The sequence below is a fragment of the Microbispora sp. H10830 genome, from assembly GCF_014161375.1.
GTDB classification, from domain to species: domain Bacteria; phylum Actinomycetota; class Actinomycetes; order Streptosporangiales; family Streptosporangiaceae; genus Microbispora; species Microbispora catharanthi.
In genome coordinates, this window is the sequence record NZ_JABBWX010000003.1 from 276687 (window position 1) to 302074 (window position 25388).

Consider the following 25388-nt stretch of genomic DNA (forward strand, 5'->3'; position numbering starts at 1 on the left):
CGGCCGTCATGAGTGCCATGGCGGTCCGGCGGCCTCCTCATGTCACCGGCGGCTCGGTCGAGGCCCCGGGGCTCAGTCCGGCACCGCGGCCTGGATCGGGGTCGCGGCGCCCGAGACGACCAGCAGGCCCCGCCCGGGAGGCCCGCCGACGGCGCCGCGCGGCAGCCGTACGGCGAACAGGTCCCCGTCGGCGGGGCTCTGCACGTTGAGCAGCAGGCCGGTCCTGCCCTTGCGCGCCTCGGCGGCGAACCCTCGGTAGGCCGTCGCCAGGTCGCCCGTGGCCCCCGCGATGAGCAGGCCGTGCTCGCCGTCCCGCCCGGTGCGCAGGATCTCGTCCAGGGCCAGGCCGAGCGCGGAGTCGGGGGAGATGAGCTCCGCGTCGTCCACGGCCACCACGTAGCGCTCGTGCCCGGCGACCAGAGCGAGCGGGTCGAGGGCGCCCGGCAGGCCGCCGAAGTCGTCCGCGCCGCCCCCGGTCACGCTTCTGGCGTTGCCGTCCAGCACGGCGAGCACCCCCGGCGCCCCGGCGAGGTCGCGCAGCGGGCTGCGTCGCGGGGTCACGACGAGCACGGGCGTGCCCCGGTCGAGCAGCGAGCGCGCCGCCGTGACCAGCGCGGACGACCGTCCCGAGCGCGGCGGCCCCGCGACGACGGCGGCCGGTCCCTGGCCCTGCAGGTCCACGCCCATCGGGGTGAGGGCGTCGCCGCCCGCGCCGAGCAGCGCCCACAGGGCCGACGGCGGCCGGTGCGACGGCGCCAGGTCGAGCGCCTGGCTCGCCGTGATCCGCATCGGCAGCGCGTCCACCCGCAGCGGCGGCTCCGACGGCCAGGCCCACTTCCCGAGGGTGTCCGAGCCGCCGAATCGTGCCGCCGCCGTACGGGCGAGCTCCTGCAGGACGGCCACCTGCGCGGGGCCGGAGGGGTCGTCGCACAGCAGCGCGATCTGGCTCTCCGCCAGGCCGTGCTCGCCGACGGCCAGGGCCCTGCCCGGGGGCATGGTGCTCGGCAGGTCGCGCATCGGCAGCCCGGCGAGCCCGTAGTCGGCGGGGTCGGCGAGCCGCAGCACGAGCCGGTCCTCGAAGACGGTGGAGATCTGCCCGAGCAGGCCCGACCGGTCGGAGGTGACCACGGCCCGCAGCCCCACGGCCGGCCCCTCCCTCAGCAGTTGCAGCATGGCGTCGACCAGCCGCCCGTAGTCGTAGTTCTCGAACGCGGCGACGTACCCCTCCCAGCGGTCCACGAGCAGGACCAGCCAGGGCAGCGCGCCCACGCCCGTGCGGTCGCGGGCGGCCCGCGACCGGGCGGCGGCGCGCGCCTCGGCCAGCGAGGCGTACCCGGCCTCGGCCAGCAGGTGCTGACGGCGCCCGACCTCCGCGCGCAGGCGGGTCAGCAGGCGCTCCACCCGGTCGAGCTGGTCGCGGGTGACGACCGCCCCGCAGTGCGGCAGCGCGACCAGCGGCAGCAGCGCGCCCGACCCGCAGTCGACGGCGTGGACGTGCACGTCCTCGGGGGAGGCACCGGCCGCGATCGAGCCCGCGATCGTCCGCAGCGCGCTGGACCGGCCGCTGCGCGCGCCGCCCGCGATCAGCAGGTGGCCGCCGTGCCGCGGGTCGAGCGTGAGCGGGCGCCGGCCCTGCTTCCAGGGCAGGTCCGTCACGCCGAACGGCAGCGGCGGCACATCCTCGGCCCCCGGCCGGTAGGGCGCGGCGCCCGCGAGCAGGCCGCCGGAGGAGTCCGCGGCCCCGACGTCGAGGACGACCTGGTCGGGCAGCGGCGGCAGCCACGGGCTCGGCTGCCGGGGCATGTCGCTCCCGGCCTCCCGCAGCGCGTCCACGAGCAGGGCCAGGTCGGTGCCGCTCGCCGCCTGGGCGGGCGGGGCGGGCAGCGGGTGGCCGAGCGCCTGCCAGGGCAGATCGAGGACGCGCACGTCCTCCCCCGCGTCGGCCGCCCCCGCACTCCGCGGATGTGGTGTGCGGCCGCCGATCCTGGCCGTCTGCACCGCCACGGGCGCTCCGGAGCCGGCCCGCACATAGCAGCGGCCGGGCGTCGTCCGCGAGATGTGGGCGGCGTCCGGCACGTCGATGACGTCGGCCGACTCGTTGGCGTCGGTGACGCGCAGCGCGATCCTGAGCGAGGTGTTCGCCTGGATGTCGGCGGTCACCACACCGCCGGGCCGCTGGGTGGCGAGGATCAGGTGGATGCCGAGCGAGCGGCCCCTGCGCGCGATGTCGACCAGCCCCTCGACGAAGTCGGGCAGCTCCGCGACCAGGGCGGCGAACTCGTCGATGATCAGCACGAGCCGGGGCAGCGGCGGCAGGTCCTTGCTCCCGGCGGTCTCCGGCACCGGCGCGGCGAAGATTCCGCCGCCGCGCGCCCGCCGGACGCCGCCCGCGCCGAGCACCCAGGTGGCGCCGCGCGCCCGCTGGTAGTCCTCGATGTCCTTGGCCCCCGCGTCCAGCAGCAGGCGTTCCCTGCGCCGGATCTCGGCGGCCAGCGACGACAGGGCCCGCTGGGTCAGGTGGCCGTCGAGGTCGCTCACCATGCCGACCGTGTGCGGGAGCCGTACGCACTCCTTGAAGGCCGCGCCGCCCTTGTAGTCGATGAGCACGAACGTCATCTCGTCGGGCCGGTTGGCCACCGCGAGCGAGCAGATCAACGTCTGGAGCAGCTCCGACTTGCCCGCGCCGGTCGTGCCCGCGACCAGGGCGTGCGGCCCGTCCCTGCTCAGGTCGACCTCGAACGGGCCTTCCGGTCCCACGCCGATCAGGGCCCGGGTCGTACGGCCCTGCCGCTCGGCGAGCGCGGCGGGGTCGAGGGACACCTCCAGCAGGTCGAGCAGGCGGACCGCGTCGGGCAGGGCGGCCGAGGGGTCGTCGCGGCTCACGTCGCGCAGCGGGGCCAGCGCGCGGGCCAGGCGTTCGGCCCAGGACGGCGAGACCTGGTCGGCGCGGATGCCGGTGATCGGGTCGAGCCCGCCGCCGTGGAGGCGCACCCCGCCCTCGCGGTCGCAGGACACGACCGTCGCGCACTCCTCGGGCAGCAGCCGCTCGTCGTCGTCGATCGCGATCGTGTAGACCCCGGCGCGCGGGCCCTGCCGCAGCACCTGCGGCATGCCGGGCAGGCCGCGCAGCACCTGCGCGCCGTCGAGCACGACGAGCACGTCGAACGGCCGCTCGTCGTAGGCCGCGAAGGCCGGCTCGGCGGGCCGGTTGCCGCTCGCGCGCCCCAGGTCGTCCCAGCCGGCCGGGCCGCCGGACAGGCGGGTGCCGCGCGGCACGCCGGGGTAGGGCCCCGAGCCGTTCTCGGCGTCGAGCCGCTCGGTCACCAGGGCGGCGAGTTCGGCGACCCGGCGCGCGGCGGCCTCGGGGTCGGCGCCGACGAGCGCGGCGCAGTCGGACGACAGGGCGCCGCCACGGGCGGCGGCGTCGGGCGCGCAGTGCGGCAGCCAGCGCACCCAGCCCCACTGCCCGGCGCCGTCGGCGTTGGCGGACAGCACGACGACGGCCAGGTCGCGCGGGCTGTGCAGGGCGGCGGCCTGGCCGACGAGCCAGCGGGCGCAGCCGAGCGCGACGTCTCTGGGACCGGTGAGCCCGGCCACGCCGAGACGCCGCATGACCAGCGCGACCGGGACGTCGTGGCAGGGGGGCGGCTCCCGGCGGGGCGCGTCCTGGGGCGTGCCGCTCTCGGGCTCGAACTCCAGGTCGGCGGGCAGGTCGGCCAGCCCCAGGCGCAGCCGCAACGCGTCGCGGTCGTGCACGCGGCGCTCCCACAGCCGGCGGCGCGGCCCGGTCGCGGTGAGCAGCACCTCGGCCGGGTCGGGCGCGCCGCCGCGCCTGGCCTCCTCGTCCTGCCGCACCGCGCGGGCCACCTCCTCCTCGAAGGCGGCCATCCGCTCGCGGTACGCCTTGACCGCCCGGCGGTGCTTCTTCCTGCCGTGCCTGCGGTCGCTCACCCACTGGCCGATCATGATCAGCGGCGTCATGAACGCGATCAGCAGGTAGTACCACGTGTGGGTGACGGCGGCCATGACCACGCCGAGCACGGCGGGCAGCAGCGCGGCCAGCAACTGCAGCCGCATCCCCTCGCCCCGCTTCGGCTCCGCGGGGACGGTGAACCGCCGCTGCCGCTCCGGCCGTTGGAGGCGGGGCGGGCGGTTGTAGGCGAGCCCGCCGTCCGGCAGCGCGTCGAGGTGGGCGTCCGGCGGCAGGACCGGCCCCAGAGCGAACACCGAGCCGCCGCAGGTGAGCATGGCCCCGGCCGGCCACGGCGCCGCCTCCGTGAGCGGCTCGCCCGCAAGCCGGGCCACCGGCTCGCCCCCGGGGGTCGCCGGCTCCACGGTGGCCGTGCCGGGGGCCAGCCGCACCATCAGCGCGACCGGCGGCATCCTCGGGTCGGGTACGGAGATCGCGCACGCGGGGTCGGCGCCGATCGTGTGCGCGCCGAGCCCGATGCGATGGACGGCCCCCGCGCCGGGGCCGCCCACGACGCGCAGCTCCGCCGGCCCGCCGGGCTCCTCGGTCACCGTCGCCCCTGCGGCGTGGCCGTCCACGGCCACCAGGTCGCCATCCCTGAGCAGGCCGAACACGGGCGCGTCCGGGTCGACGGGCCGGCCGTCGACCCACAGCTTCACCTCGCCGGACGGCCGGGCCTGCCGGTCCCCCCGGTCCAGGTCGTACGGCGCGCGGGCGTGCGGGAGCCGTACGACGTTGGCCGGGCGGGCGGCGGCGCCGCCGTCGAGCGCGGCGGCGAGGGCGGCGACCGTGGTGCTCTCGTCGCCCTCGACCAGCACGTCGCGGCGGCCGTCCTCGCCGACCACGGTGAGCGTTATCCGCATGCGCGAACTCCCAGAAGGCGGTTGTGCGGCGGCCTCGCGGAAAGCGTTTCATCCCGGGGCGTCCCCGTGAAGATCTCCGGGTGTGCGGGCCGCGCGGCCCGCGGGGACACGCTAGCCGCGACTCCCGCGCTCATCTGGGCGTTTCCCGGAACAGGTAAAGATGCCTGTCATCGCGCGCTTCGTGCGACACCGTCGTGACATGCCTCCCGTGTATGCCTGCCGTCCGCCATGGCGCGAACAGTGTGAATAGTGTGACAACCGGGAAAGAAGTGCAAACGTACTATCACGAAATTTCGTGTCAGTAAAGCCTTGTGTTGATATGGCGATAGATCCACTCCCGTTGACAGGCGTATTCCTAACGGATAAGCATGGGTCGCCGCTTCACGGCACTTATGGCGGCGCGAGCTGGCCATAATGGAGTGAATTCGCAACAAACGGCAAGACCGTAAACAGATTCGAGCGGCCCGAAAACAGATGGGCGCTCTCATCCCTGGGAGTCCCCCACCCATGAGGATCAGCGAGAAGACGTCGCAGGACGGCCGGGCGCCCGCACGGCCGGGCCTGTCCGGGCCGGCCGCACGCAGGCTGCCCGTTCCGCCGAGGGAGCGCAAGCCCGCGCTCGCCGCGCTCGCCGTCCTCCTCATCCTGGGAGGCGCGCTGGCCACCACGCTGCTGGTCATGCGCAGCGGCGACCGCGTCTCGGCCGTGCAGATCACCCAGCAGGTGGGGGCCGGGCAGCTGATCCCGCAGTCCGCGATGCAGGAGGTGCAGATCGCCGACACCGGCGTCGACTACGTCCCCTGGCGGTTCAAGGACCAGGTGGCCACGACGTACGCCGCGGTGACGCTGCTGCCGGGCACGCTGCTCACCCAGCGCATGACCGCCACGACGACCGACCAGGTCGGGCCGGGCAAGGCCAAGGTGGGCCTGTCGCTCAAGGCCGGCCAGATGCCCAGCGACCTCAAATGGAGCGACATCGTCCAGGTGATCTACGTGCCGTCGGCGGGCCGGGGGTCGGGCAGCGCCCAGCAGAAGGTGCTGGCGACCGCCGCCCGCGTCGAGAGCGCGTCGTCCGGGCGGTCCGGGGGCGGGCTGGTCACGATCGTCGTCGACACGTCGATCGCGCCCACCATCGCCCAGTACGCCTCCAGCGGGGAGATCGCCCTCGTCACGCTCCCGGGGGTCAAGTGACGTGGCGCTGATCGTGCTCGCCGCCGACAAGGGGGCGCCCGGCGTGACCACCGCGGCGACCGCCCTCGGCGCCGTGTGGCCCCGTCCCGTGCTGCTGGCCGAGTGCGATCCCTCCGGCGGCGACCTCGCCTACCGGCTGCCGGGCGACGACGGGAGCGTGCTGAACCCCGGGCGCGGCCTGCTCAGCCTTGGCGCGGTCGCGCGGCGCGGGCTCCACGCGGAGCTGATCTACGAGCACACGCAGCGACTCGTCGGCGGCCTCGACGTGCTGGCCGGCCTGACCAACGGCGAGCAGGCGACCGGCCTCACCTGGCTGTGGGGCCCGCTCGGCCGGGCGTTCGCCGCCCTGCCGCAGGCCGACGTGCTCGCCGACTGCGGCAGGCTCGGGCTGCATCCCCAGATCGGCGACCTGGTGGCCGAGGCCGACCAGGTGGTGCTGTTCACCAGGGCCAGCCTCGACCACGTCGCCCACCTGCGCGAACGGCTGTCGCTGATCGGGCGGAAGGTCGGGATCGTGGTGATCGCCGACCCCCGGTCGTACCGGTCGTCGCTGGAGGAGATCCGGCGCATCGTCTCCGGCTGGGACGTCGCCTTCGTCGGCGGTCTCGCCTACGACCCGAAGGGCGCCGAACTGCTGCGCGGCCAGTGGGGCGGGCGGCTCGACCGCAGCCTCCTGATCCGTACGGCCAGGGAACTGGCCACGCGCCTGGCCACGCAGCTGGCCGCGGGCGGCGAGACGGCGGCACCGCCCGCCGCCAGGTGGGCGAAGAGGGAGCCGGAGGTGCGGTCGTGAACTCCCAGCGGCGGCCTATCGACCACGGCCTGGTGAAGCGGTTCCGGCAGGAGGTCGGCGACCGGCTGGCGCACCAGCGGCGGCTCGACCAGGCGAGCGGCGTGCCGCCGATGTCGGGGGAGGACGAGCGGCAGTTCGCCCGGGCGCTGATCGCGCAGGTGCTGGAGGAGCACGCGCGCAGTGAGATCGGCGTCGGGCGCACTCCGCCCACGGCCGAGGAGGAGGAGGCGCTGGCGGCGGGCATCCACGCCGCGCTGTTCGGCGTCGGTCGCCTCCAGCCGCTGCTCGACGACCCCGAGGTCGAGAACATCGACATCAACGGCTGCGACCGGGTCTTCGTCGGCTACGCCGACGGCCAGGAGCTCATGCACGATCCCGTCGCGGAGACCGACGAGGAGCTCATCGAGCTGATCCAGATCCTGGCGGCGTACTCCGGCCTGTCGTCGCGGCCGTTCGACACCGCCAACCCGCAGCTCGACCTGCGCCTGCCGGACGGCTCCCGGCTGTCGGCCGTCATGGACGTCACCGTGCGGCCGGCGCTGTCGATCCGCCGCGCCCGCCTCGGCAAGGTGTTCCTCAGCGACCTCGTCGGGAACGGCACGCTCACCCCCGAGCTGGGCCGATTCCTCACCGCCGCCGTGGCCGCGCGCAAGAACATCATGATCGCGGGATCGACGAACGCGGGGAAGACGACGCTGCTGCGGGCGCTGGCCAACGAGATCCCGCCGCACGAGCGGTTGATCACGGTGGAGCGGGCGTTGGAGCTGGGACTGGACCAGTTCCCCGAGCTGCACCCGAACGCGGTGGCCTTCGAGCACCGCCTGCCCAACGCCGAGGGGCAGGGCGAGATCACGATGGCCGAGCTGGTGCGGCGGTCGCTGCGCATGAACCCCTCGCGCGTGATCGTCGGCGAGGTGCTGGGCGACGAGATCGTCACGATGCTCAACGCGATGACCCAGGGCAACGACGGGTCGCTGTCGACGATCCACGCCAACTCCAGCATGGAGGTGTTCAACCGCATCGCGACCTACGCGCTGCAGGCCGTGGAACGGCTGCCGATCGAGGCCACCCACATGCTCATCGCCGGGGCCATCGACTTCGTGGTGTTCATCGAGAAGCGCAACGACTACCACCGGGGAGGCACCCTGCGGCGCTACGTGTCCAGCGTGCGGGAGGTCACGGGCTGCGACGGACGGGTGCTGTCCTCGGAGGTGTTCGCCATGGCCGGCGACTACCTGGTGCCGCACGCCCCGATCTCCTGCGCCGACGAGCTGGCCGCCCACGGATACGACCCGGCGCGGGGAGCGTGGCGATGAGCGGCCTGCTGCCCGCGCTGCCTCCCGGTGTCCTCGACCCCCTGGTGCTGCTGGCCGGGGCCGCGGCGGGTGGCGGGCTCTTCCTGCTCGCCCTGGCCGTCTACGGCCTGCGCCCCCGCCCGGCGACGCCGGACGGCCGGGCCGAGCGGATGCGCCTGCTGCGCGCCCTGTCCACGAGGTCGGCGATCGCGGCCGTGACGGGTGTCGTGGTGCTGGTGGTGACCGGCTGGCCGGTCATCGCGGCGGGAGCCGTGCTGCTGGTCCTGGCCTGGCGGGGCTTCACCGGCGGCGCGGCGGAGGAGCGGGCCGCCATGCGGCGCCTTGAGGGCCTGGCGGCGTGGACGGAGTCGCTGCGCGACACGATCGCGGGGGCGGCCGGGCTCGAACAGGCCATCCCCTCCTCGATCCGGGCCGCGGCCCCCATGCTGCAACCACACCTGCGGGCCCTGGTCGACCGGCTGCACACGCGGATGCCGCTCGCCGACGCGCTGCGGATGTTCGCCGACGAGCTGGACGACACCTCGGCCGACCTCGTCGTGGCGGCGCTGATCCTCAACTCGCGGCTGCGCGGGCCGGGCCTGCGCGACGTGCTGTCGGCCCTGGCGGTCTCGGCGCGTGAGGAGCTGGACATGCGCCGGCGCGTGGAGGCCGAGCGCAGGTCCACGCGCAAGAGCGTGCAGATCGTGGTCGGCACCGCCCTCGCCTTCGCCGCCGCGCTGGTCGTCTTCAACCGCTCCTACGTCGAGGAGTACGACTCCGTGCTCGGCCAGGCCGTGCTCGTCGTGGTGGCGGGCCTGTTCGGCGCGGGGTTCGCCTGGATGCGGCGGCTCGCCCGCTTCGACAAGCCGGCCAGGATCCTCGCCCCCTACCACCGCCCGCGGTCCGCGGTGGCCGCGCAGGCGCAGCCGCCGGCGGCGGAGGTGATCAGGTGATCGCGACGGTGCTCTGCGGAGCCGTGCTCGGCCTCGGGCTCTTCCTGCTGGTGCGGGCGCTGTTCCCGCCCCGGCCCGGCCTTACCGCCCGGCTCGCCGCGCTCGACCAGGCCCGCGACGGCAAGGGCGTGCCGCTGGCGCCGCTGATCGCGCCCGAGGAGGACGTCAGCGAGTTTCGCCGCATGCTCGGCCTGCGGCTCGCCCGGTTCTACGCGGCGCGCGGGTGGGAGGCACGGTCGACGAAGGCCGACCTCGCGCTGCTCGGCAAGTCGTTCGAGGGGTTCCTCGCGACCAAGCTGCTGCTCGGGGTTTCGGGCCTGCTGGCGTTCCCGCTCCTCGTCGGCTGGCTCTCGCTGATGGGATGGGGCGTCTCGGTGCAGGTGCCGCTCTGGTCGGCTCTCGTCGTCTGCGTGATCTTCTTCCTGCTGCCCGACGCGCAGATCCGGCGGGACGCCGCCGTACGCCGCCGGGACTTCCGGCACGCCGTGGGCGCCTTCCTCGACCTCGTGTCGATGAACCTCGCAGGCGGCAGGGGCGTGCCCGAGGCGCTGATGATGGCGGTCGCCGTGGGCAGTCCCGTCACCACGCCCGGGGCGCTGAACGGTGCTGTCAACGGCGCTGCGAACGGCCCTGCGAACGGCGCCGCCTCCGCTGTCATCGCCGGGGCCGCGGACGGCGCGGGTCCCGCCCCCGGCTCCAACTGGGCGATGGAGCGCATCCGCGAGGCGCTGGCCAACGCCCGGATCGTCGGCATCACCCCCTGGCAGGCCCTCGGCCGGCTCGGCGACGAGATCAACGTGGACGAGCTGCGGGACCTGTCGGCCGCGCTCGGGCTCGTGGCCGACGACGGCGCCAAGGTCCGCGCCTCCCTCACGGCCCGCGCCGCCACCCTCCGCCGCCGCGAACTCGCGGAGGTCGAGGGCAAGGCGGGTGAGCGGTCCCAGTCGATGCTCGTCGCGCAGCTCCTGCTGTGCGCGGGGTTCGTGATCTTCCTCTCTTTTCCCGCAGCCATGAAGATGTTGGGGGCCTGATGCTCTGGTTCCACTATCTGATCGCCGTGCTCCACGTACGGCTGGACCGCGCCAGGAACGCTCCGTCCAGGGGAGCCTCCGCGGTCGAATGGGTGATCATCACCGCCATCATCGCCGGAGTCGCGCTCGGCCTGGCCACGCTGATCAAGCAATTGGTCGAGCAGAAGCAGTCCGACATCCAGAACAGCTTCAGCGGCGGCGGCTCCGGCGGCGGCGCGGGCGGCGGCGGGGGTAACGGGGAGTGACGGTGCAGGGCGTGACCGGCCCCCGCGCCCCGACCGCCGCGCGCAGCGAGCGGGGTGGGCGGGTCGAGCGCAGCGGGCGGGGTGAGCGGGTCGAGCGCAGCGAGCGAGGTGGGACGGGCGAGCGCAGCGGGCGGGCTCGGCGAATCCGGCGACGTGGGCGGGGCGGGCGTGGCGAGCGGGGTGCCACGGTGATCGAGCTCGCCATGCTCATGCCGATCGTGCTCGCCGTCGTGCTGCTGATCGTCCAGGTCACGCTCTGGTTCCACGGACGCCAGGTCGCCGACGCCGCCGCGCGGGAGGGCGCGCGGATCGCCCGTGCGGGCGGCTCCGACGGCTGGCAGGAGGCGGCCGAGGGCAAGGCGCGGCAGATCGTGCAGGCGATCGGACCGCAGTTGCTGAAGAACGCCCAGGCGCAGGCGTGGGAGCAGGGCGACCAGCGCGGCGTGGAGGTGACCGGCAGCGCCGTCCAGGTGGTGCCGCTGCTGCCCGCGATGACCTTCACGATCACGTCACGCTTCGGTGGGCCCATCGAGTGCTTCCGCCCCGACGACGGCTCGGACGGCTGCGAATGACCCGGTCGGAGCAGGGCTCGATGACGGCCGAGACGGTCATGCTGGCCCCGCTGTTCCTGCTCTTCCTGCTGTTCCTCGTCGGCGCGGGCCGGATCGTGGAAGCCCAGGGAGAGGTCAACGGGGCCGCACGGGACGCCGCCCGGGCGGCCTCCGTGCAGCGCACCGAGGCGGAGGCCGAGTCGGCCGCGAAGGAGGCCGCCGAGGCATCGCTCTCCGGCGACTGCTCGCCACAGGTGGACATGTCCGGCAGCGATTGGAAGATGGACGGCTTCGTCCGGATGACCGTGACCTGCGAGCTGAACCTCGACTTCCTCGGGTTCGGCGCCGCCAAGCAGATGTCGGGCACCTCGGTCGTGCCGCTCGAACGGTATCGGAGGGTCAAGTGACCCCGCAGCGTCCGCGTCGCGGGTGTGGTTCGCGTGTCCGTGATCGCCGGGCCGCTCCGCGTCCCGCCCGAGTCACGTCAACGGTGCCGTGCGCCCTCATGAGGGTGCCGTCGCCCGTCGGAGGCGGGCGGGTGCGGGAGCGGGGCTCCATGTCGGTGTTCGTGGTCCTCTTCTCGGGGGTGGTGTTCCTGCTGGCCGGGCTGCTGGTGGACGGCGGGGCCGCCATGAACGCCCGCCTCAAGGCCGCCGACATCGCCGAGCAGGCCGCCCGCGCCGCCGCCGACCAGATCGACGTCGAGACATTGCGGGCCACCGGCCAGGTGCGGCTGCTCGCCGACGAGGGCGCGGTGTGCGGCGAGGCCGAGAAGATCACGGCGGACCAGGGGGCCGAGGGCGTACGCATGACCGAGTGCACCGTGGGCGGCGGCCAGGCGGACGTCACGGTGGCGGTGTCGGTGCACTGGGACGCCTTCTTCCTGGCCGCGCTGGGCTTCGCCGGCTCCGACATGGAGGCCGAGGCCACGGCCGCTCCTGATCCGGGGGAGGCGTGACAGGGACACGGCCGCCGGGCGGCCGGCGGGAGGAGTTCGACCGCGAGGCCCAGCGGGGGGCCGGGCGGGGGGCCGCGCGCGGGGTCCCGGGAGGCGGCATCCCCGGCCCGGTTTCGCGGGCGGATCGCGAGGCATCGGCAGCCGGTACGCCCGGGCGGGGCCCGCGACCGCGCCCCGAGGGCATGCCGTCCGTGCTGGGGCCGCAGCGGGCGCCCGAGCACTGGCACGACGACCGGCCCGTACGGCTGCGGGCCCGGCGTACGGCCGGGGACGTCCTCGCCGGCCTCGGGGCTCTGGTCGCGCTGGTGGGCCTGGTGGGCGGCGTGCCGTACGCGCTGCTCCGGCTGGCCGGTCCGCCGATCAGCGGTGACCTGCTGAACGCGGACCTGTTCACGAGCCAGGTCGGCCCCGAGACGATCATCGCGATCCTGATCCTCCTGGTGTGGCTGGCCTGGCTGCAGCTGTTCCTGTGCGTGGTCGTCGAGGTCTACGCGGCGCTGCGGCGGGTCGGCATGCCGGCCCGGGTGCCGCTGTCGGGCGGCACCCAGGCGCTCGCGAACCGCCTGGTCTCCGCCGTGCTGCTGCTGTTCACCGCGACCGCCGTGGCGATGCCCATCGCCCGCGCGGGCGCCGCCGCCCCGATCCGGCCCCAGGTCGCGGCGCTGTCGGCGCCGGTGCCGCAGGCCGAGGCGGAGCGACCGGCCCTGCACGCCAGGGAGGTCAAGAAGGTCTACGTGGTGCAGCCCCCGCACGGGCGCCACCACGAGAGCCTGTGGGAGATCGCGGAGAAGTGCCTGGGGGACGGTCGCCGCTATCCGGAGATCTACCGGCTCAACCAGCACAAGGAGCAGCCCGACGGCAGCCGGCTGCACATGGCCGACCTCATCCGTCCCGGCTGGGTGCTCGACATGCCGGACGACGCCAGGAACGTCCACATCGTGCCGGTGGACGAGGACCGGCCGGAGACCCTGAAGGAGCACCGCCACGCACCCGCCGAACTCGACGGCGACACCCGGTACGCCGGGGGAGGGGCGACCGGCGGCGACGTCCACGCCGACCGGCACGCGACTCCGGACCGGAACCCGACGGAGGACCGGCACGTGACGGAGGACCGGCACGCGACTCCGGACCGAAACCCGACGGAGGACCGGCACGCGACGCCCGACCCGCGTCCCACCGCCGGTTCGCACACCGGAGGCACATCGGGAGGTGAAGGGGACACCACTCGCCCGGACCAGGGATCCGGCGACGGCGCTCGGCCGGGCGAAGCCGGGCGGTCCGGAGACGCGCGCCACGAGCGGGGCAGGGCGACACCCGAGCCGGGCAAGCCGGGGATCGTGCTGCCGCCGCCCGCGATGCCGCAGGACACCCCGTCGGAGCCGAAGGGCCGGACCGGCGACGCGAAGGACACGCCCGCCACCACCCGCGCGACGCCCACCCCGCGTCCGATCATCACGACCACCGTCCAGCCCGCGATCGCGCCCGCGGAAGCGGGCCACCGCACCGTCGACGAGCGGCAGGGCGGGCCGGTCCTCGCCGACTATCTGGCGGCCTCGTCGCTGGCGGCGGCCGGGCTGCTGGCCCTGCTCGGCCGCAGGCGGCGGGAACAACTGTGGCGCCGGGCCTTCGGATGGCGCATCGCCCGGCCGCGCGGAGACGCCGCCGAGGCCGAGGTCGCCATCCGCCTCGGCGCCGACGCCCCCGGCAGCCGCATGCTCGACATCGGCCTGCGCCTGCTCGGCCGCCTGCTGGCCGACGCCGGCCGGCGCCCTCCGACGATCTACGCCGTCCACCTGTCCAACCGGGGCCTCGACCTGTGGATCCACCCGGCCGAACAGGACGCGCCCGAGCCGTGGGAGTCCTGCGACGACGGGCAGGTGTGGCGCCTTCCGGCCCACGAGGGACGCCGCATCGACGAGCACGTGCTGGCCGGGGTGCCCGCGCCCTACCCCGGGCTGGTCTCGCTCGGCACCGGACAGGGCGGCCGGGTCCTGGCCGACCTGGAGGCCGCCCACGGCGTGATCGCGATCACCGGGGCGCACACCGTCGCCGCGCTGTCGGCGCTCGCCGTCGAGCTGGCCACCAACCGGTGGTCCGACCGGATGCGCATCACGCTCGTCGGCTTCGGCGAGGAGCTGACCCTGCTCGCGCCCGAGCGGATCAGGACGGCGAGCAGCCTGGCCGAGGTGCTGCCGGAGTTCGAGGAGCGTGCCCGCCACGACGGCGACGTGCTGACCGGCCGCATCCACAGCCGCGTGGCCGACCCCGCGTACACCCCGCACTACCTCCTGTCGGCCATTCGCCCCGACGAGGACGAGGCGCGTCGCCTGGCGCTGCTCGGCAAGGGAACGCGTACGGCGAGCGGCTTCGTGATCGCGGGGGAGGTGCCGCACGCCACCTGGACGTGGGAGGTCACCGACGACGGCCGGGCCCGCGTGGACGCCCTGGGCCTGGACATCGAGGCGCACCTGCTGCCGCGCCGGCACTACGACGCCGTGATCGGCCTTTTCCGCACGGCCCGGCAGCAGGAGGGCGAGCCGCTCACGCCGGTGGTGGAGCGGCTGAGCGAGGAGCCGCCCTCCATCGAGGTGCGCATCCTCGGCCAGATCGAGATCAGCCCGGTGAACCCGCTCGAAGAGGGCCGGGCGGCACTCGCCCACGAACTCGTCGTCTACCTGGCCACCCATCCTGACGGAGTGCACCCGGCCGTGCTGGCCGGCGTGCTGTGGCCGCGTGGCGTGCAGCTCGCGGTGCGCGACGCCACGATCGCCAGGGTCGCCGAGTGGCTCGGGCGCGACTCCGAGGGACGCCCTCACCTGTTCCTCGACCGGTCCGGGCGTCTGCGGCTCGGGCCGGAGATCCGTACGGACTGGCGGCTGTTCCAGGACCTCGTGCGGCAGGCCGGCGAGTGGGCCGACGCCGCCGCTCCGACTGAAGGCAAGCCCGGTGACATGGAGGCCGATCTGCTGGAGCGCGCGCTCACGCTGGTGCGCGGCCCGCTGCTGAACGGCAGGCCGCCCGACCGGTACGCCTGGCTGGCGGCCGACCCCCTGGAGTACGACGTGACGGCCTGGGTGGCGGACGCCGCCCACGCGCTGTGCGAGATACGGCTGGCCCGCCACGACCCGCACGGCGCGGTGGCGGCGGCCCGGTCCGGGCTGCTGCTCGCGGCCGACGACGAGGGGCTGTGGCGCGACCTCCTCCGGGCGGCGCACGCCACCGGGGAGCCCGTCCGGCTGCGGGCCGTCGTCGACGGCCTGCTGCGCCGCGCCACCTCCCATCCGTACGGCGGCGGGATGGCCCCGGAGACGGAGGCGCTCATCGACGAATTGCTGCCCGACTGGCGCCGGACCGTCTCCCCGGACCTCAGAAACCCGAACCCCGGAAATCCGAACCTCGGAAACCCGGCGGACCTCAGAACCTCACGTCTCGCCTGATCGGAGCCCCAATGCCAGGGAGGTCCTCCTCCGAATCATGCCGATCCGCGCATAGCGCTGGCTCGTCCCCGACGGCCGTTTCTAGGGTGACAGCGGCGGGGGATCGCGTACTGCGGAGGACCCGGTGATGCGTCCAGGACTCGCCACGGCGTCGCTCGCCTCGGCCTGCGCGCTGCTCCTGTCGGCATGTACCGCGCCGGACGCGGACCGCGGCTTCAGCCCCGGCGGCGGCGTGGCACCGGTCGCGGCGACGGCCTCAGGGACGCCGGGCCCGCAGCCGGGCACCGAGACGGTCACGGCGGCGCCCGGACTGACGATCGAGATCGAGTGGCCGCTCGAGCCCGACCCGAAGCGGTCGGCCGTGATCAAGGCGTTCGCCGACGACTTCACGGCGCAGTGGCGGGCCGTCGGGACCTCCGGCGGGGACCGCTCGTACGTGAAGGGGATCGATGCCGAGTCGTCCGCCTACATGGACGCCGTCACCTGGGTGCAGGGGTTCCTCAAGGACAGACAGTCGGCCCGGGGCGTGGCCAGGCTCTACGCCCTGCGGGTGCCCTCCGTCATGGGACGCGGGGCGGAGGCCGACGGCTGCGTCGACCTGACCGGCGTGCGGCTGACCGACCAGGACGGCACCCCGCTGGCCCGTCAGCCCGCCTGGCTCAAACGCCCGCGGGCGGTCTTCCTGCAGACCGCCGGCATGGGGCACGGCGACGACGGCGTCTGGCGGATCCGGCTCTACCGCCACGCGGACTATCCGGACGAGCGCGCGAAGGAGTGCCTGAGATGAGGGCCATTGCTGTGACGTCCCTGCTGGCGGGGGCCCTGCTCGCGGTGTGCGCGCCACCCGCCGCCGCCGATCCGGACGTCGGGGCGCACGGCGAGGCGTTCCAGGAGGGCAACACGGCCGGCGTCAGGCTGACCAACTCCAAGATCGGCCTGTCCGGCAACGGGCTCGGCGGCAAGAGCGACGGCTACCGGATGCCCCGCCCCTGCTGGTATGAGCCGAACAGTTCGGCGGACGACATGCGCAACCTCCAGGCGCAGCAGAAGAAGCAGGCGGTGGAGGCGGGGTTGAACTACGACGTCGATCTCGGCAAGTTCGGCAGCAAGATCGGCGACAAGGGTCAGTGGTGGGGCGTCGCCTACGACGCCGGCAACCCGGACGGGCCCTCGTGCGCCGCCGGGCTCGAGCCGCTCGTCTGGGTGCCCGAGGGAACCACCCCCGCCGGAGGCATCACGCTTGAGCAGCTCATGCAGATCGCCCGGGCCGCGCTGACCGTGCCGGAGCCGAAGATCAAACTGAGCCCGGACGCCAAGAGCTACGTCAACCTGGGGACCTGGGTGTGGCTGGACGGAGCCGAGGCCGCCCCCCGGTCCGTCACCGCCACGCTGCCCGGGGTCATGTCCGCCACCGTCACGGCGACGCCGGACCACCTCGAAATCAAGTCCGGCACCAGCGGCGACCGCGCCGAGGTGTACGACAAGGGATGCGGCGCCACCGGCAAGCCGTACGTGAAGGGCGCAGACAAGGACGGAGAGGGCAAGCCGGAGTGCGGCGTCGTCTACCTGCACTCCTCGATCGACCAGCCGAAGAAGGTCTACACGCTCACCGTGACGAGCGTCTGGAACGTCGCCGGCAACGGCAACCAGGGCGGCCAGGTCGTCCCGTTCGCGTACGACCCGATCCAGGTCGCCGCGACCAGGGACGTGCCCGTCGGCGAGGTCCAGAGCATCGTCAAGGATTGACCCGTCCCCGTCCCCGCCGTCCGGGGGTGGGGCGGGCGTCCGATGACCCGCCCCCGGACCTCGGCCCCGCAGGCGGGTCAGGCGCGGGACTCGTGGGCGACCAGCCACTCCTTGACCGGCGTGCCGTAGTAGTAACTGCCGTAACCGCCGGTCGAGGGCACCACGCGGTGGCACGGCACGAACGGCGCGATCAGGTTCTGCGCGCAGGCCGACCCCGCGGCCCGTGCGGCCGTCCTGGGCAGCCCCGCCTTCTCCGCGAGCTGCGCGTACGACACGGTGGTCCCGGCGGGCACGGCGCGCAGCGCCTCGTACAGGCGCTGTCGCGTGGGGGTGCCGGGCTGCTCGACGGGGATCCGGTCGAGCGCGTCGACCTTCCCGTCGAGGTACTCCCGCACGGCCTCGGCCGCGTCGCCGAGATCGTCCTCCCGCAGGGGAAGCGCCCGCAGGGACGGCGAGAGCCGGGCGAACATCTCGCGGGGGTCGGCGGTGAAACCGGCCGCGACGAGCACGCCGTCGCGGGCGAGCAGAGCGAGGGGGCCCACCGGGGTGGGCACGGTCTGCGTGATGATCATCTGTCGTGTCCTCGTGGTGTGGTGTCTGGATTGTCGGAGGCGTGGCTCCACAGGTGGAGCGCGGCGTACGCGCGCCAGGGCCGCCATCGCTCGGCCTCGCCCGCGGCGACGCCGAGCCGTTCCATCGTCCTGCGCAGCACGAGGTCGCCCTCGGGCCACGCGTCCGGGTCACGCAGCGCGCGCAGCGCGATGTAACCGGCCGTCCACGGGCCGATCCCGGGGATCTCCAGCAGCCCGGCGGTGGTGTCGGCGGGGTCGCCCGCGCCGTCGAGGTCGATCGCGCCGGAGGCCACCGCCTCGGCCAGCGCCCTGATCGTGGCGACCCTGCGGGTGGTGAGCCCGAGGCCGTCCAGGTCGGCCGCGGCGAGCCGGTCGGCCGTGGGGAACAGCAACGGCACCTGGCCGGTCACGGCCGCGTCGGGGTTCCCGTTCTCGTCGGCAGAACGGTCGGGGACGGCGGGGACGCCGGCCCGGGCGGCGATGCGGCCCAGCAGGGTGCGGGCCCCGGCCACCGAGATCTGCTGCCCGACGACCGCCCGGACCGCCAGTTCGAACCCGTCGTACGCTCCCGGCACGCGCAGCCCGGGACGGGCCGCGACCAGCGGCGCGAGCGACGTCGAACCGAGGATCTCCCGCACCGCCCCGGGGTCGGCGTCGAGGTCGAGCAGGCGGCGGCAGCGGGCCACCAGCCGGGAGAGCAGGTGCGTCTCGGTGGTCCGCACCGTGAGCCGGACATGTCCGGCGGCGGGCCGCAGCGTGATCGAGCCGCCCGGCACGGCCCGCGTGTAGGCCGTCACGTCGTCCCCCGACCGGCAGACCGCCTCCACCGAGGGGATCGCCCGGGCGGCGAGGAAGCGCAGCACCGACTGCGCGTCGTACGGCTCCCGGTGGCCGAGCCGCAGGGTCAGCCCGGTCGTGAGGGCGACCGGACCCCCCTTCTCGTGCACCGGCCCGTTGGCCCTGCGCAGCTCTCCCGGCGCGAAGCCGTACGACTCCTTCATGGCCGCGTTGAACTGGCGTACGCTGCCGAACCCGGCGGCGAACGCCACGTCGGTGATCGGCAGGGTGGTCTCGGTGAGCAGTTGCTTGGCGAGCAGCAGCCGCCGGGTGCGGGCGACGGCGAGCGGCCCGGTGCCGAGTTCGGCGGCGAACAGGCGGTGCAGGTGCCGCTCGGTCACGTGCAGGCGGCGGGCCAGCCCGGCGACGCCGGACTCGTCGGCCACCCCGTCGTCGATCAGCCGCAGCGCGCGTCCGACGAGGTCGGCGCGGACGTCCCAGCCGGGGTCGCCGGGGCTGAGCTCCGGACGGCAGCGGCGGCAGGGCCGGAACCCGGCGGCCTCGGCCGCGGCGGCGTGGCGGTAGAAGCGGACGTTGCCCCGGGCGGGGGTGCGGGCGGGGCAGATCGGGCGGCAGTAGATGCCGGTGGTGGTGACAGCCGTGTAGAAACGCCCGTCGAAGCGGGAGTCCCGCGCGGAGACGGCGAGGTAGCACGCGTCGAAGTCGAGCTGTCGTGTGGTCACGTACACGACGTTATGCGCTGGCCGCCGATGCGGACTGGCGGAAATCGGACGCGGCCGTCAGGATGCCGCGGCAACGCGGAGGGGCCCCGCGCGAGACCGGGCGGTGAGCCTGGAGTGCTCCCGCGCGAGCTGGGACGCTGGATCAGAACGCCGGCGTCACTTGCTGGAGATGCCGACCCCGAGGTCGAACTCGCGGTAGACCCGGGCCCAGAAACCGTCGCGCAGCCAGACCCGCGCCTCCGGATAGGGCCGCAGGGAGTGGCCGAGCTCCTTCTCGGCCTCGATGAGCAGCTCGGTGTCGATCACCGTGGGCAGCAGCGGACCCGGCAGCAGGTCGCGGATGTTGTCGCGGCCCCGGGTCAGTATCCATTTCTGCGCCACGTGCTCGCCGACCTCCTCCACGCGGGGCCGGCCCGGGCCCAGCTTGGCGACCTGGCCCATGGGCGTCTTCGGCGGCATCGGCTTGACCGTACGGCCCGCGAAGACCTGGGCGGGCGACGGCGTGGGCACAACGGGCACGGGCACCGGGGCGCGGGTGAAGAACGGACGCAGGAAGTCGGCACTGATGATCTCGACGGTGTCCGACTCCCAGACGAGCCGCTCGGCCTGGTTGGTCCCGAACGGCGGCTCGACCCCCCACAGGTGGATGCGCACGCCGTACGCCTGCGCGGCCTCCACGGCGGGCACCATGTCCTCGTCCCCGGCGATCAGCACGGTGTCGCTCACGGCGTGGTGGCGGGCGAGGGCCTCGAGGTCGCTGCGGATCTGCGCGTCCACCCCCTTCTGCTGGCCACGGGCGTTCAGGTTGCCGAGCCTGACCTTGACCCAGGGCAGCTGGGCGATCACACGCTGGTCCACCGTGGGCACGCGATCGCGGGCGGCGTCGTACCAGTAGACGCGCAGCAGCTCGCCCGGAATGCGCTCGAGCGCGTGCTTCTGCAGCGCCTGGATCAGCTCGTCCGCGGCGACGCGGTACTCCTTACGCTCCTTGGCGCCTAAGAGAACTTCACCGGCGGCCGCGTAAAGGTAACCGACGTCCACGAGAACGGCATACTTTGCGGCAATGCCATGTGCGCTGAAGTCCGGGATGGCCATGGTGTCCTCCTGGACTCGTCACTAGTTGATCGGCTGACTATATTCCCCCGCTTTCTAGATAGTCCCAACTCTTGAGCCAGTTGACACCCTGTTCCGGCGATGTAATCGGTCCGTAGTCGTCGCGGATGGCGTCGGAAGACGTGTCACCCGCCGGGGAAGAAGGCCCCCCGCCAGGCTCCCGGGCCGTGCGGGAGGCCCAGGCGCAGCCGATGTGCCGGATTCCTCCAGTTTGCCGGGCTCGTTTCCGGTGCCGCCGGCCGGGTGGCGCGCGCCGCCGCCCGCGCCGCCAGCGCGGCGACGAGGGCGGCGGTCTCCTCGGGGGTGGCGTCCCCCCGGACGATGCTGAGGTACGGCTCGCGACTGGTCACAGCGGAATGTTCCCGTGCTTCTTCGGGGGCAGCGTGGCCCGCTTGTTACGGAGGGCGCGCAGCGCGCGGACGACCTGGACCCGGGTGTCCGAGGGCCGGATGACCGCGTCCACGTAGCCGCGCTCGGCCGCGAGATACGGGTTGGCCAGCGTGTCCTCGTACTCGCTGATGAAGCGGGCCCTGTCGGCGTCCGGGTCGTCGGCGGCGGCCAGCTCGCGCCGATAGAGGATGTTGACCGCGCCCTGCGCTCCCATCACGGCGATCTGGGCGGTGGGCCAGGCCAGGTTGACGTCCGCGCCGAGGTGCTTGGACCCCATGACGTCGTACGCCCCGCCGTACGCCTTGCGGGTGATGACGGTGACCAGCGGCACGGTCGCCTCGGCGTAGGCGTAGAGCAGCTTGGCGCCGCGCCGGATGATGCCGTTCCACTCCTGGTCGGTGCCCGGAAGGAAGCCCGGCACGTCGACGAAGGTCAGCACCGGGATGTTGAAGGCGTCGCAGGTGCGCACGAACCGGGCGGCCTTCTCGGAGGCGGCGATGTCGAGCGTCCCGGCGAAGCTCATCGGCTGGTTGGCGACGACGCCCACAGAACGCCCCTCGACCCGGCCGAAGCCGACGACGATGTTCGGCGCGAAGCCCGCGTGGATCTCCAGGAACTCGCCGTCGTCGAGGACGTGCTCGATGACCGTGTGCATGTCGTACGGCTGGTTGGCCGAGTCGGGGATCAGCGTGTCGAGCTCGCGGTCCTCGTCGGTCGTCTCCAGGTCCGCCTCGACGTCGAAGGCGGGTGCGTCGTCCATGTTGTTGGACGGCAGATAGGACAGCAGCGCCTTGGCGAAGTCGAGGCAGTCCTGTTCGTCGGACGCCTCGTAGTGGGCGACGCCGGAGCGCGAGTTGTGCGTGTGCGCGCCGCCCAGCTCCTCGAACGTCACCTCCTCGCCGGTCACGGTCTTGATGACGTCCGGCCCGGTGATGAACATGTGCGACTTCTCCTGCACCATCAGGACGAAGTCGGTCAGCGCGGGGGAGTACACGGCGCCGCCCGCGCACGGGCCCATGATCAGCGAGATCTGCGGGACCACGCCGGAGGCGTGCACGTTGCGCTTGAAGATCTCGGCGTACAGGCCGAGGGAGACCACGCCTTCCTGGATGCGCGCGCCGCCCGAGTCGTTGATGCCGATCACCGGGCAGCCGGTCTTCAGCGCGTGGTCCATCACCTTGACGATCTTCTCGCCGAAGACCTCGCCCAGCGAGCCGCCGAACACGGTGAAGTCCTGTGCGAACACCGCGACCGGCCGGCCGTCCACCGTGCCGTACCCGGTCACGACCCCGTCGCCGTACGGACGCTCGCGGTCGAGGCCGAAGGCGGTCGCCCGGTGCCTGGCCAGCTCGTCGAACTCCACGAAGGAGCCCTCGTCCAGGAAGGCGGCCAGCCGCTCGCGGGCCGTCATCTTGCCCTTGGCGTGCTGTTTCTCCACCGCCCGCTGGGAGCCGGCGTGGGCCGCCTCGCTCCGGCGGCGCTCCAGGTCGGCGAGCTTGCCGGCGGTGGTGTGGATGTCGATCTCGGGGGCGCGTTCGGCGCTCATCGCCCGCTCACCGTTCCTCGCATGCTCAGCGGCCCTCGGGTCCCGAACGCCGCTCCGGGTCGCGTCGAATCCATGGCCGACAGGTTAACCAGGCCGGGGCCGCGCGGTCGCGCCGGGTCGCGCTCACCGGGATCGCAATCGCCCGGGTGGGAACTCTCCACAGGAACGCGGCCCGTGTGCCATTCGTTCGGCTTTACGACGGCTTTATATAAATGGGGGCTCCATGACGGACGCCGTACGCACGCAGGGGTTGTACAAGCGCTTCGGGCAGCAGGTGGCGGTCGGCGGGGTCGATCTGGTCGTGCCGAGGGGCAGCTTCGCCGGCCTGGTCGGTCCCAACGGCGCGGGCAAGACGACGACGCTGAGCATGGTCACCGGGCTGCTGCGTCCGGACGGCGGGCGGATCGAGATCGACGGCCACGACGTGTGGACCGACCCCGTCGGCGTCAAGGCGCACATCGGCGTGCTGCCCGAGGGCCTGCGGCTGTTCGAACGGCTGTCCGGCCGCGAACTGCTGATGTACGGCGGCCAGTTGCGCGGCATCCCCCTGGACGAGGTCGGCAGGCGCGCCGACGAGCTGCTCAAGGTCATGGACCTGGTCGAGGCGCAGGACAAGCTGGTGGTCGACTACTCCACCGGCATGCGCAAGAAGATCGGCCTCGCGGCGGCGCTGCTGCACAACCCGGGCGTGCTGTTCCTCGACGAGCCGTTCGAGGGCGTCGATCCCGTCTCCGCCAACACGCTGATCGAGGTGCTGCGCAGATACACCGCGTCGGGTTCCACCGTCGTCTTCTCCAGCCATGTGATGGACCTGGTCGAGCGGCTGTGCGACTGGGTGTCGGTGATGAACCGGGGCCTCGTCGTCGCGCAGGGCCCGCTCGACGACGTACGGCGGGGCCGCACGCTCAACGAGGCGTTCCTCGACCTCGTCGGCGTGCGCGGCAACGGGGAGGAGGGCCTGTCGTGGCTCGGGTCCCCGGCATGACCTGGCTGTTCGTCCGGCTGAAGCTCAGCCTGGTGCGCGGAGGCCTGCGCGGCGAGATCGGCAAGCAGGTCGGCTTCGTCTTCTCGCTGGGCGCCGCCCTCCTCGCCGCCGTCGCGGGGTTCGCGCTGCTGTCCCTCATCCGGTTCGCGCCGTCCGACGCCGCCCTCGACCTCGTGTCGGCGGCGTTCGCGATGTTCGCCGTCGGGTGGATCGCCGTGCCGCTGATGGCCTTCGGCCTGGACGAGACGCTCGACCCGGCCCGGCTGGCCCTGTTCCCGCTGACCACCCGGCAGCTCGCGACCGGCATGCTGGCCGCGTCGGCGACCGGCCCGTGGCCGATCGCCTCGCTGGCCGCGCTGTTCGGCGGCGTGGTCGCGCTCGCCCACGGGCCGGGCGGGGTGCTGCTCGGGGTGCCCGCGGTGGTCCTCCAGTTCGCCTTCTGCCTCACGGCCTCCCGCCTGGTGACCACCGCGCTGTCCGGCGTGCTGCGCACCCGCAGGGGACGCGACCTCCTCGCGGTCGCCGCCGTCTTCGGCGTGCTGCTCTTCCAACTGCCCAACCTGCTGATCAACCGGGGGCTTTCCGGCGACCCCACCCGGATCCTGGCGTCGGCGGGGGACGTCCTGCGGTGGACACCGCCGGGGCTGGCCGCGCACGCGATCGCCGACGGCGGTCTCATCGGCGTCGCCGAGCTGATCGTCGTCGCGATGGCGGTCGTCGTGCTGGGGTGGCTGTGGATCGCCGCGCTGCGGCACGCGCTGGTGCGGCCCGACGCCTCCAGCCAGGGCGGCGGCTCCGTCCGGCGGTCCGGACGGGTCCCGTTCGGCCGGTTCCTGCCGGACGGCATGCTCGGCGCCGTCGTCACCAAGGAGCTGAAGTACGCCGCAAGAGAGCCCCGGGGCCGGGTGAACTGGATCGTCGCGCTCTTCGTGAGCGTGGTCATCATGTTCTCCCTGCGGGGGCCGGACGGCACGGCCGGGCCGCAGTTCGTGGTCGGGCCCGCCTGCCTGGCGGCCGTCGTGATCGGGCTGCAGGCGGCCAACTCCTTCGGCATCGACGGCAGGTCGCTGTGGATGAACGCGGTGGTGTTCTCCACCCCGCGCGACCTGCGTACCGACCTGGCCGGCCGGCACCTGGCCATGGCGGTCATCGGGGTGCCGCTGCTGACCGCGGTGTCGTTGATCGCCGCGCTGGTGGCGGGCGACGCCGTCTGGGCCCTCGCAGCGGCGCCGGTCGCCTGGGGCGTGCTCGGCGTCGCCATGGGCGTCGGCGCGCTCACCAGCGTGACCGCGCCGTACACCTACCCCGACCGCCTGAACGCCTTCAGCGGCGCCGCTCCGGGGCAGGGCGGACAGGCGTTCGTGGCCTCCTTCGCCACGATGCTCGTCACCGGCGTGCTCACGCTGCCGGTCGTGCTGCCGGTCCTGTTCGGCCTTTCCTGGTGGGCCGTGTTCGCCGTGCCGTACGGCGTGGCGGCCGCCTGGGCGGGCCGCCGGATCGCCGCCGGCGTCGGCTTCGCCCGCCTCCCCGAACTCCTCACCGCCGTCTCCCGCCCCACCTGACCGTGGTGTTTCGCCGCAGTCCAGACACGGCCGCGCTCTCGCGTAACAGAGGAGTTGCGAAGTTCTTGCGGTGGTGGCGGGGGATACGGCCCGCCTCTATAACCGTTTTGGACCGTTCTAGGGGAGAAGTGATGGGCGAAAACAGGCGGCTGGGCCGTGCGATCTTGGCGCCGGTGGGCGCGGCGGCGCTGAGCGGACTGGTCATCGGGGGGCTGGCGCGCCTCCTGATGCGGGGCGTCGCGCTGGCCGTCGACCAATCGACCGGCCTGTCCCTGGTGGGCACGGTCGGGATCCTCGTCGCGTTCGTCGTGCTGGCCCTGCCGGCCGCGGTGACCGCGACCGCGCGTCCGGCGATCATGCATGCCGGTCGCTGGGTGACCGCCGCGCTCACGGGGCTGATGGCCGCGAGGACGGGGCTAAGCGACGCGAAGATCATCGTCCTGGCCGACGACGACCAGTTGACGCCGATCACCGTGCTGGTCGTCGCGTTCGCCGCGATCGTGGTGGCGCACGGGCAGCTCGCCCAGCACCTCACCCGCCGTTTCAGGGCGCTCCCCGAAGCCCCGGCCGAGGCGCTCCGCACCCCGGACGTGCGACCGGTCTGACCTGCGTGATCGAGTGGTCTAGTCCAATTGGTGAGACCGCCCTCAAGCTCCCGAGCGGGATT

At 73.8% G+C, this 25388-nt stretch carries 21 protein-coding genes; 15 read left to right on the forward strand and 6 right to left on the reverse strand.

The features are described from left to right. Positions 1–72 precede the first annotated feature (72 nt). Positions 73–4833 carry an FtsK/SpoIIIE domain-containing protein gene (locus HHX35_RS10560; protein WP_182898665.1) on the reverse strand — a complete coding sequence of 1587 codons (4761 nt, stop codon included), beginning with the start codon at positions 4831–4833 and terminating at the stop codon, positions 73–75. Positions 4834–5340: 507 nt separating this feature from the next. Here HHX35_RS10560 and HHX35_RS10565 point away from each other — a divergent pair. From HHX35_RS10565 to HHX35_RS10620, 12 genes are all read left to right on the forward strand, one after another. After that, positions 5341–6024 carry a hypothetical protein gene (locus HHX35_RS10565; RefSeq protein ID WP_182898666.1) on the forward strand — a complete coding sequence of 228 codons (684 nt, stop codon included), beginning with the start codon at positions 5341–5343 and terminating at the stop codon, positions 6022–6024. A 1-nt stretch (position 6025) separates the two neighbouring features. After that, positions 6026–6817, forward strand: coding sequence for a hypothetical protein (locus HHX35_RS10570; RefSeq protein ID WP_182898667.1), 792 nt, complete (start codon positions 6026–6028; stop codon positions 6815–6817). Beyond that, positions 6814–8133, forward strand: a complete 1320-nt coding sequence (locus tag HHX35_RS10575; RefSeq protein ID WP_240808812.1) for a CpaF family protein — start codon at positions 6814–6816, stop codon at positions 8131–8133. Before HHX35_RS10570 ends, HHX35_RS10575 begins: the two co-directional genes overlap by 4 nt. Next, positions 8130–9065: a type II secretion system F family protein gene (locus HHX35_RS10580; protein WP_182898668.1), complete on the forward strand. Its 936-nt coding sequence runs from the start codon at positions 8130–8132 to the stop codon at positions 9063–9065. The genes HHX35_RS10575 and HHX35_RS10580 overlap by 4 nt, the downstream gene beginning before the upstream one ends. Beyond that, complete coding sequence (locus HHX35_RS10585; protein ID WP_182898669.1) at positions 9062–10096, forward strand: type II secretion system protein; 1035 nt, start codon at positions 9062–9064, stop codon at positions 10094–10096. The genes HHX35_RS10580 and HHX35_RS10585 overlap by 4 nt, the downstream gene beginning before the upstream one ends. After that, positions 10096–10341, forward strand: coding sequence for a hypothetical protein (locus tag HHX35_RS10590; protein WP_139573446.1), 246 nt, complete (start codon positions 10096–10098; stop codon positions 10339–10341). The genes HHX35_RS10585 and HHX35_RS10590 overlap by 1 nt, the downstream gene beginning before the upstream one ends. Positions 10342–10352: 11 nt before the next feature. Beyond that, positions 10353–10913 carry a TadE/TadG family type IV pilus assembly protein gene (locus tag HHX35_RS10595; RefSeq protein WP_310739000.1) on the forward strand — a complete coding sequence of 187 codons (561 nt, stop codon included), beginning with the start codon at positions 10353–10355 and terminating at the stop codon, positions 10911–10913. A 20-nt stretch (positions 10914–10933) separates the two neighbouring features. Beyond that, the gene (locus HHX35_RS10600; protein ID WP_161627931.1) at positions 10934–11299 is read left to right on the forward strand and encodes a TadE/TadG family type IV pilus assembly protein; all 366 of its coding nucleotides are present in this window, start codon (positions 10934–10936) and stop codon (positions 11297–11299) included. 98 nt (positions 11300–11397) lie between these two features. Beyond that, positions 11398–11850 carry a pilus assembly protein TadG-related protein gene (locus tag HHX35_RS10605; RefSeq protein ID WP_259404953.1) on the forward strand — a complete coding sequence of 151 codons (453 nt, stop codon included), beginning with the start codon at positions 11398–11400 and terminating at the stop codon, positions 11848–11850. Further along, on the forward strand, positions 11847–15287 hold the full coding sequence (locus HHX35_RS10610) for a bacterial transcriptional activator domain-containing protein (RefSeq protein WP_310739001.1): 3441 nt from the start codon (positions 11847–11849) through the stop codon (positions 15285–15287). The genes HHX35_RS10605 and HHX35_RS10610 overlap by 4 nt, the downstream gene beginning before the upstream one ends. A gap of 127 nt (positions 15288–15414) precedes the next feature. Then, positions 15415–16074, forward strand: coding sequence for a hypothetical protein (locus HHX35_RS10615; protein ID WP_182898670.1), 660 nt, complete (start codon positions 15415–15417; stop codon positions 16072–16074). Beyond that, positions 16071–17033, forward strand: a complete 963-nt coding sequence (locus tag HHX35_RS10620; RefSeq protein ID WP_182898671.1) for a hypothetical protein — start codon at positions 16071–16073, stop codon at positions 17031–17033. The genes HHX35_RS10615 and HHX35_RS10620 overlap by 4 nt, the downstream gene beginning before the upstream one ends. 77 nt (positions 17034–17110) lie before the next feature. Here the strand turns inward: HHX35_RS10620 and HHX35_RS10625 are convergent, their stop codons facing one another. The 5 genes from HHX35_RS10625 to HHX35_RS10645 form a co-directional block, all read right to left on the reverse strand. Next, positions 17111–17605 carry a methylated-DNA--[protein]-cysteine S-methyltransferase gene (locus HHX35_RS10625; RefSeq protein WP_182898672.1) on the reverse strand — a complete coding sequence of 165 codons (495 nt, stop codon included), beginning with the start codon at positions 17603–17605 and terminating at the stop codon, positions 17111–17113. Further along, positions 17602–19125 (reverse strand): Ada metal-binding domain-containing protein, encoded by a 1524-nt coding sequence (locus HHX35_RS10630; RefSeq protein ID WP_182898673.1) that lies wholly within the window; start codon positions 19123–19125, stop codon positions 17602–17604. Before HHX35_RS10630 ends, HHX35_RS10625 begins: the two co-directional genes overlap by 4 nt. A 156-nt stretch (positions 19126–19281) precedes the next feature. After that, positions 19282–20166: an NYN domain-containing protein gene (locus HHX35_RS10635; protein ID WP_310739002.1), complete on the reverse strand. Its 885-nt coding sequence runs from the start codon at positions 20164–20166 to the stop codon at positions 19282–19284. A 197-nt stretch (positions 20167–20363) separates the two neighbouring features. Then, positions 20364–20588 carry an acyl-CoA carboxylase epsilon subunit gene (locus HHX35_RS10640; protein WP_182898675.1) on the reverse strand — a complete coding sequence of 75 codons (225 nt, stop codon included), beginning with the start codon at positions 20586–20588 and terminating at the stop codon, positions 20364–20366. Then, complete coding sequence (locus HHX35_RS10645) at positions 20585–22174, reverse strand: acyl-CoA carboxylase subunit beta (protein ID WP_182898676.1); 1590 nt, start codon at positions 22172–22174, stop codon at positions 20585–20587. Before HHX35_RS10645 ends, HHX35_RS10640 begins: the two co-directional genes overlap by 4 nt. A 223-nt stretch (positions 22175–22397) precedes the next feature. Between HHX35_RS10645 and HHX35_RS10650 the strand changes: the two genes are divergently transcribed. The 3 genes from HHX35_RS10650 to HHX35_RS10660 all read left to right on the forward strand — a co-directional run bounded on the left by HHX35_RS10650 (position 22398) and on the right by HHX35_RS10660 (position 25326). Continuing rightward, positions 22398–23159 carry an ABC transporter ATP-binding protein gene (locus tag HHX35_RS10650; RefSeq protein ID WP_182898677.1) on the forward strand — a complete coding sequence of 254 codons (762 nt, stop codon included), beginning with the start codon at positions 22398–22400 and terminating at the stop codon, positions 23157–23159. Next, positions 23138–24721 carry a hypothetical protein gene (locus HHX35_RS10655; protein WP_310739003.1) on the forward strand — a complete coding sequence of 528 codons (1584 nt, stop codon included), beginning with the start codon at positions 23138–23140 and terminating at the stop codon, positions 24719–24721. The genes HHX35_RS10650 and HHX35_RS10655 overlap by 22 nt, the downstream gene beginning before the upstream one ends. Before the next feature lie 131 nt (positions 24722–24852). Next, positions 24853–25326: a hypothetical protein gene (locus HHX35_RS10660; protein ID WP_182898678.1), complete on the forward strand. Its 474-nt coding sequence runs from the start codon at positions 24853–24855 to the stop codon at positions 25324–25326. The last annotated feature ends 62 nt before the right edge of the window (positions 25327–25388 follow it).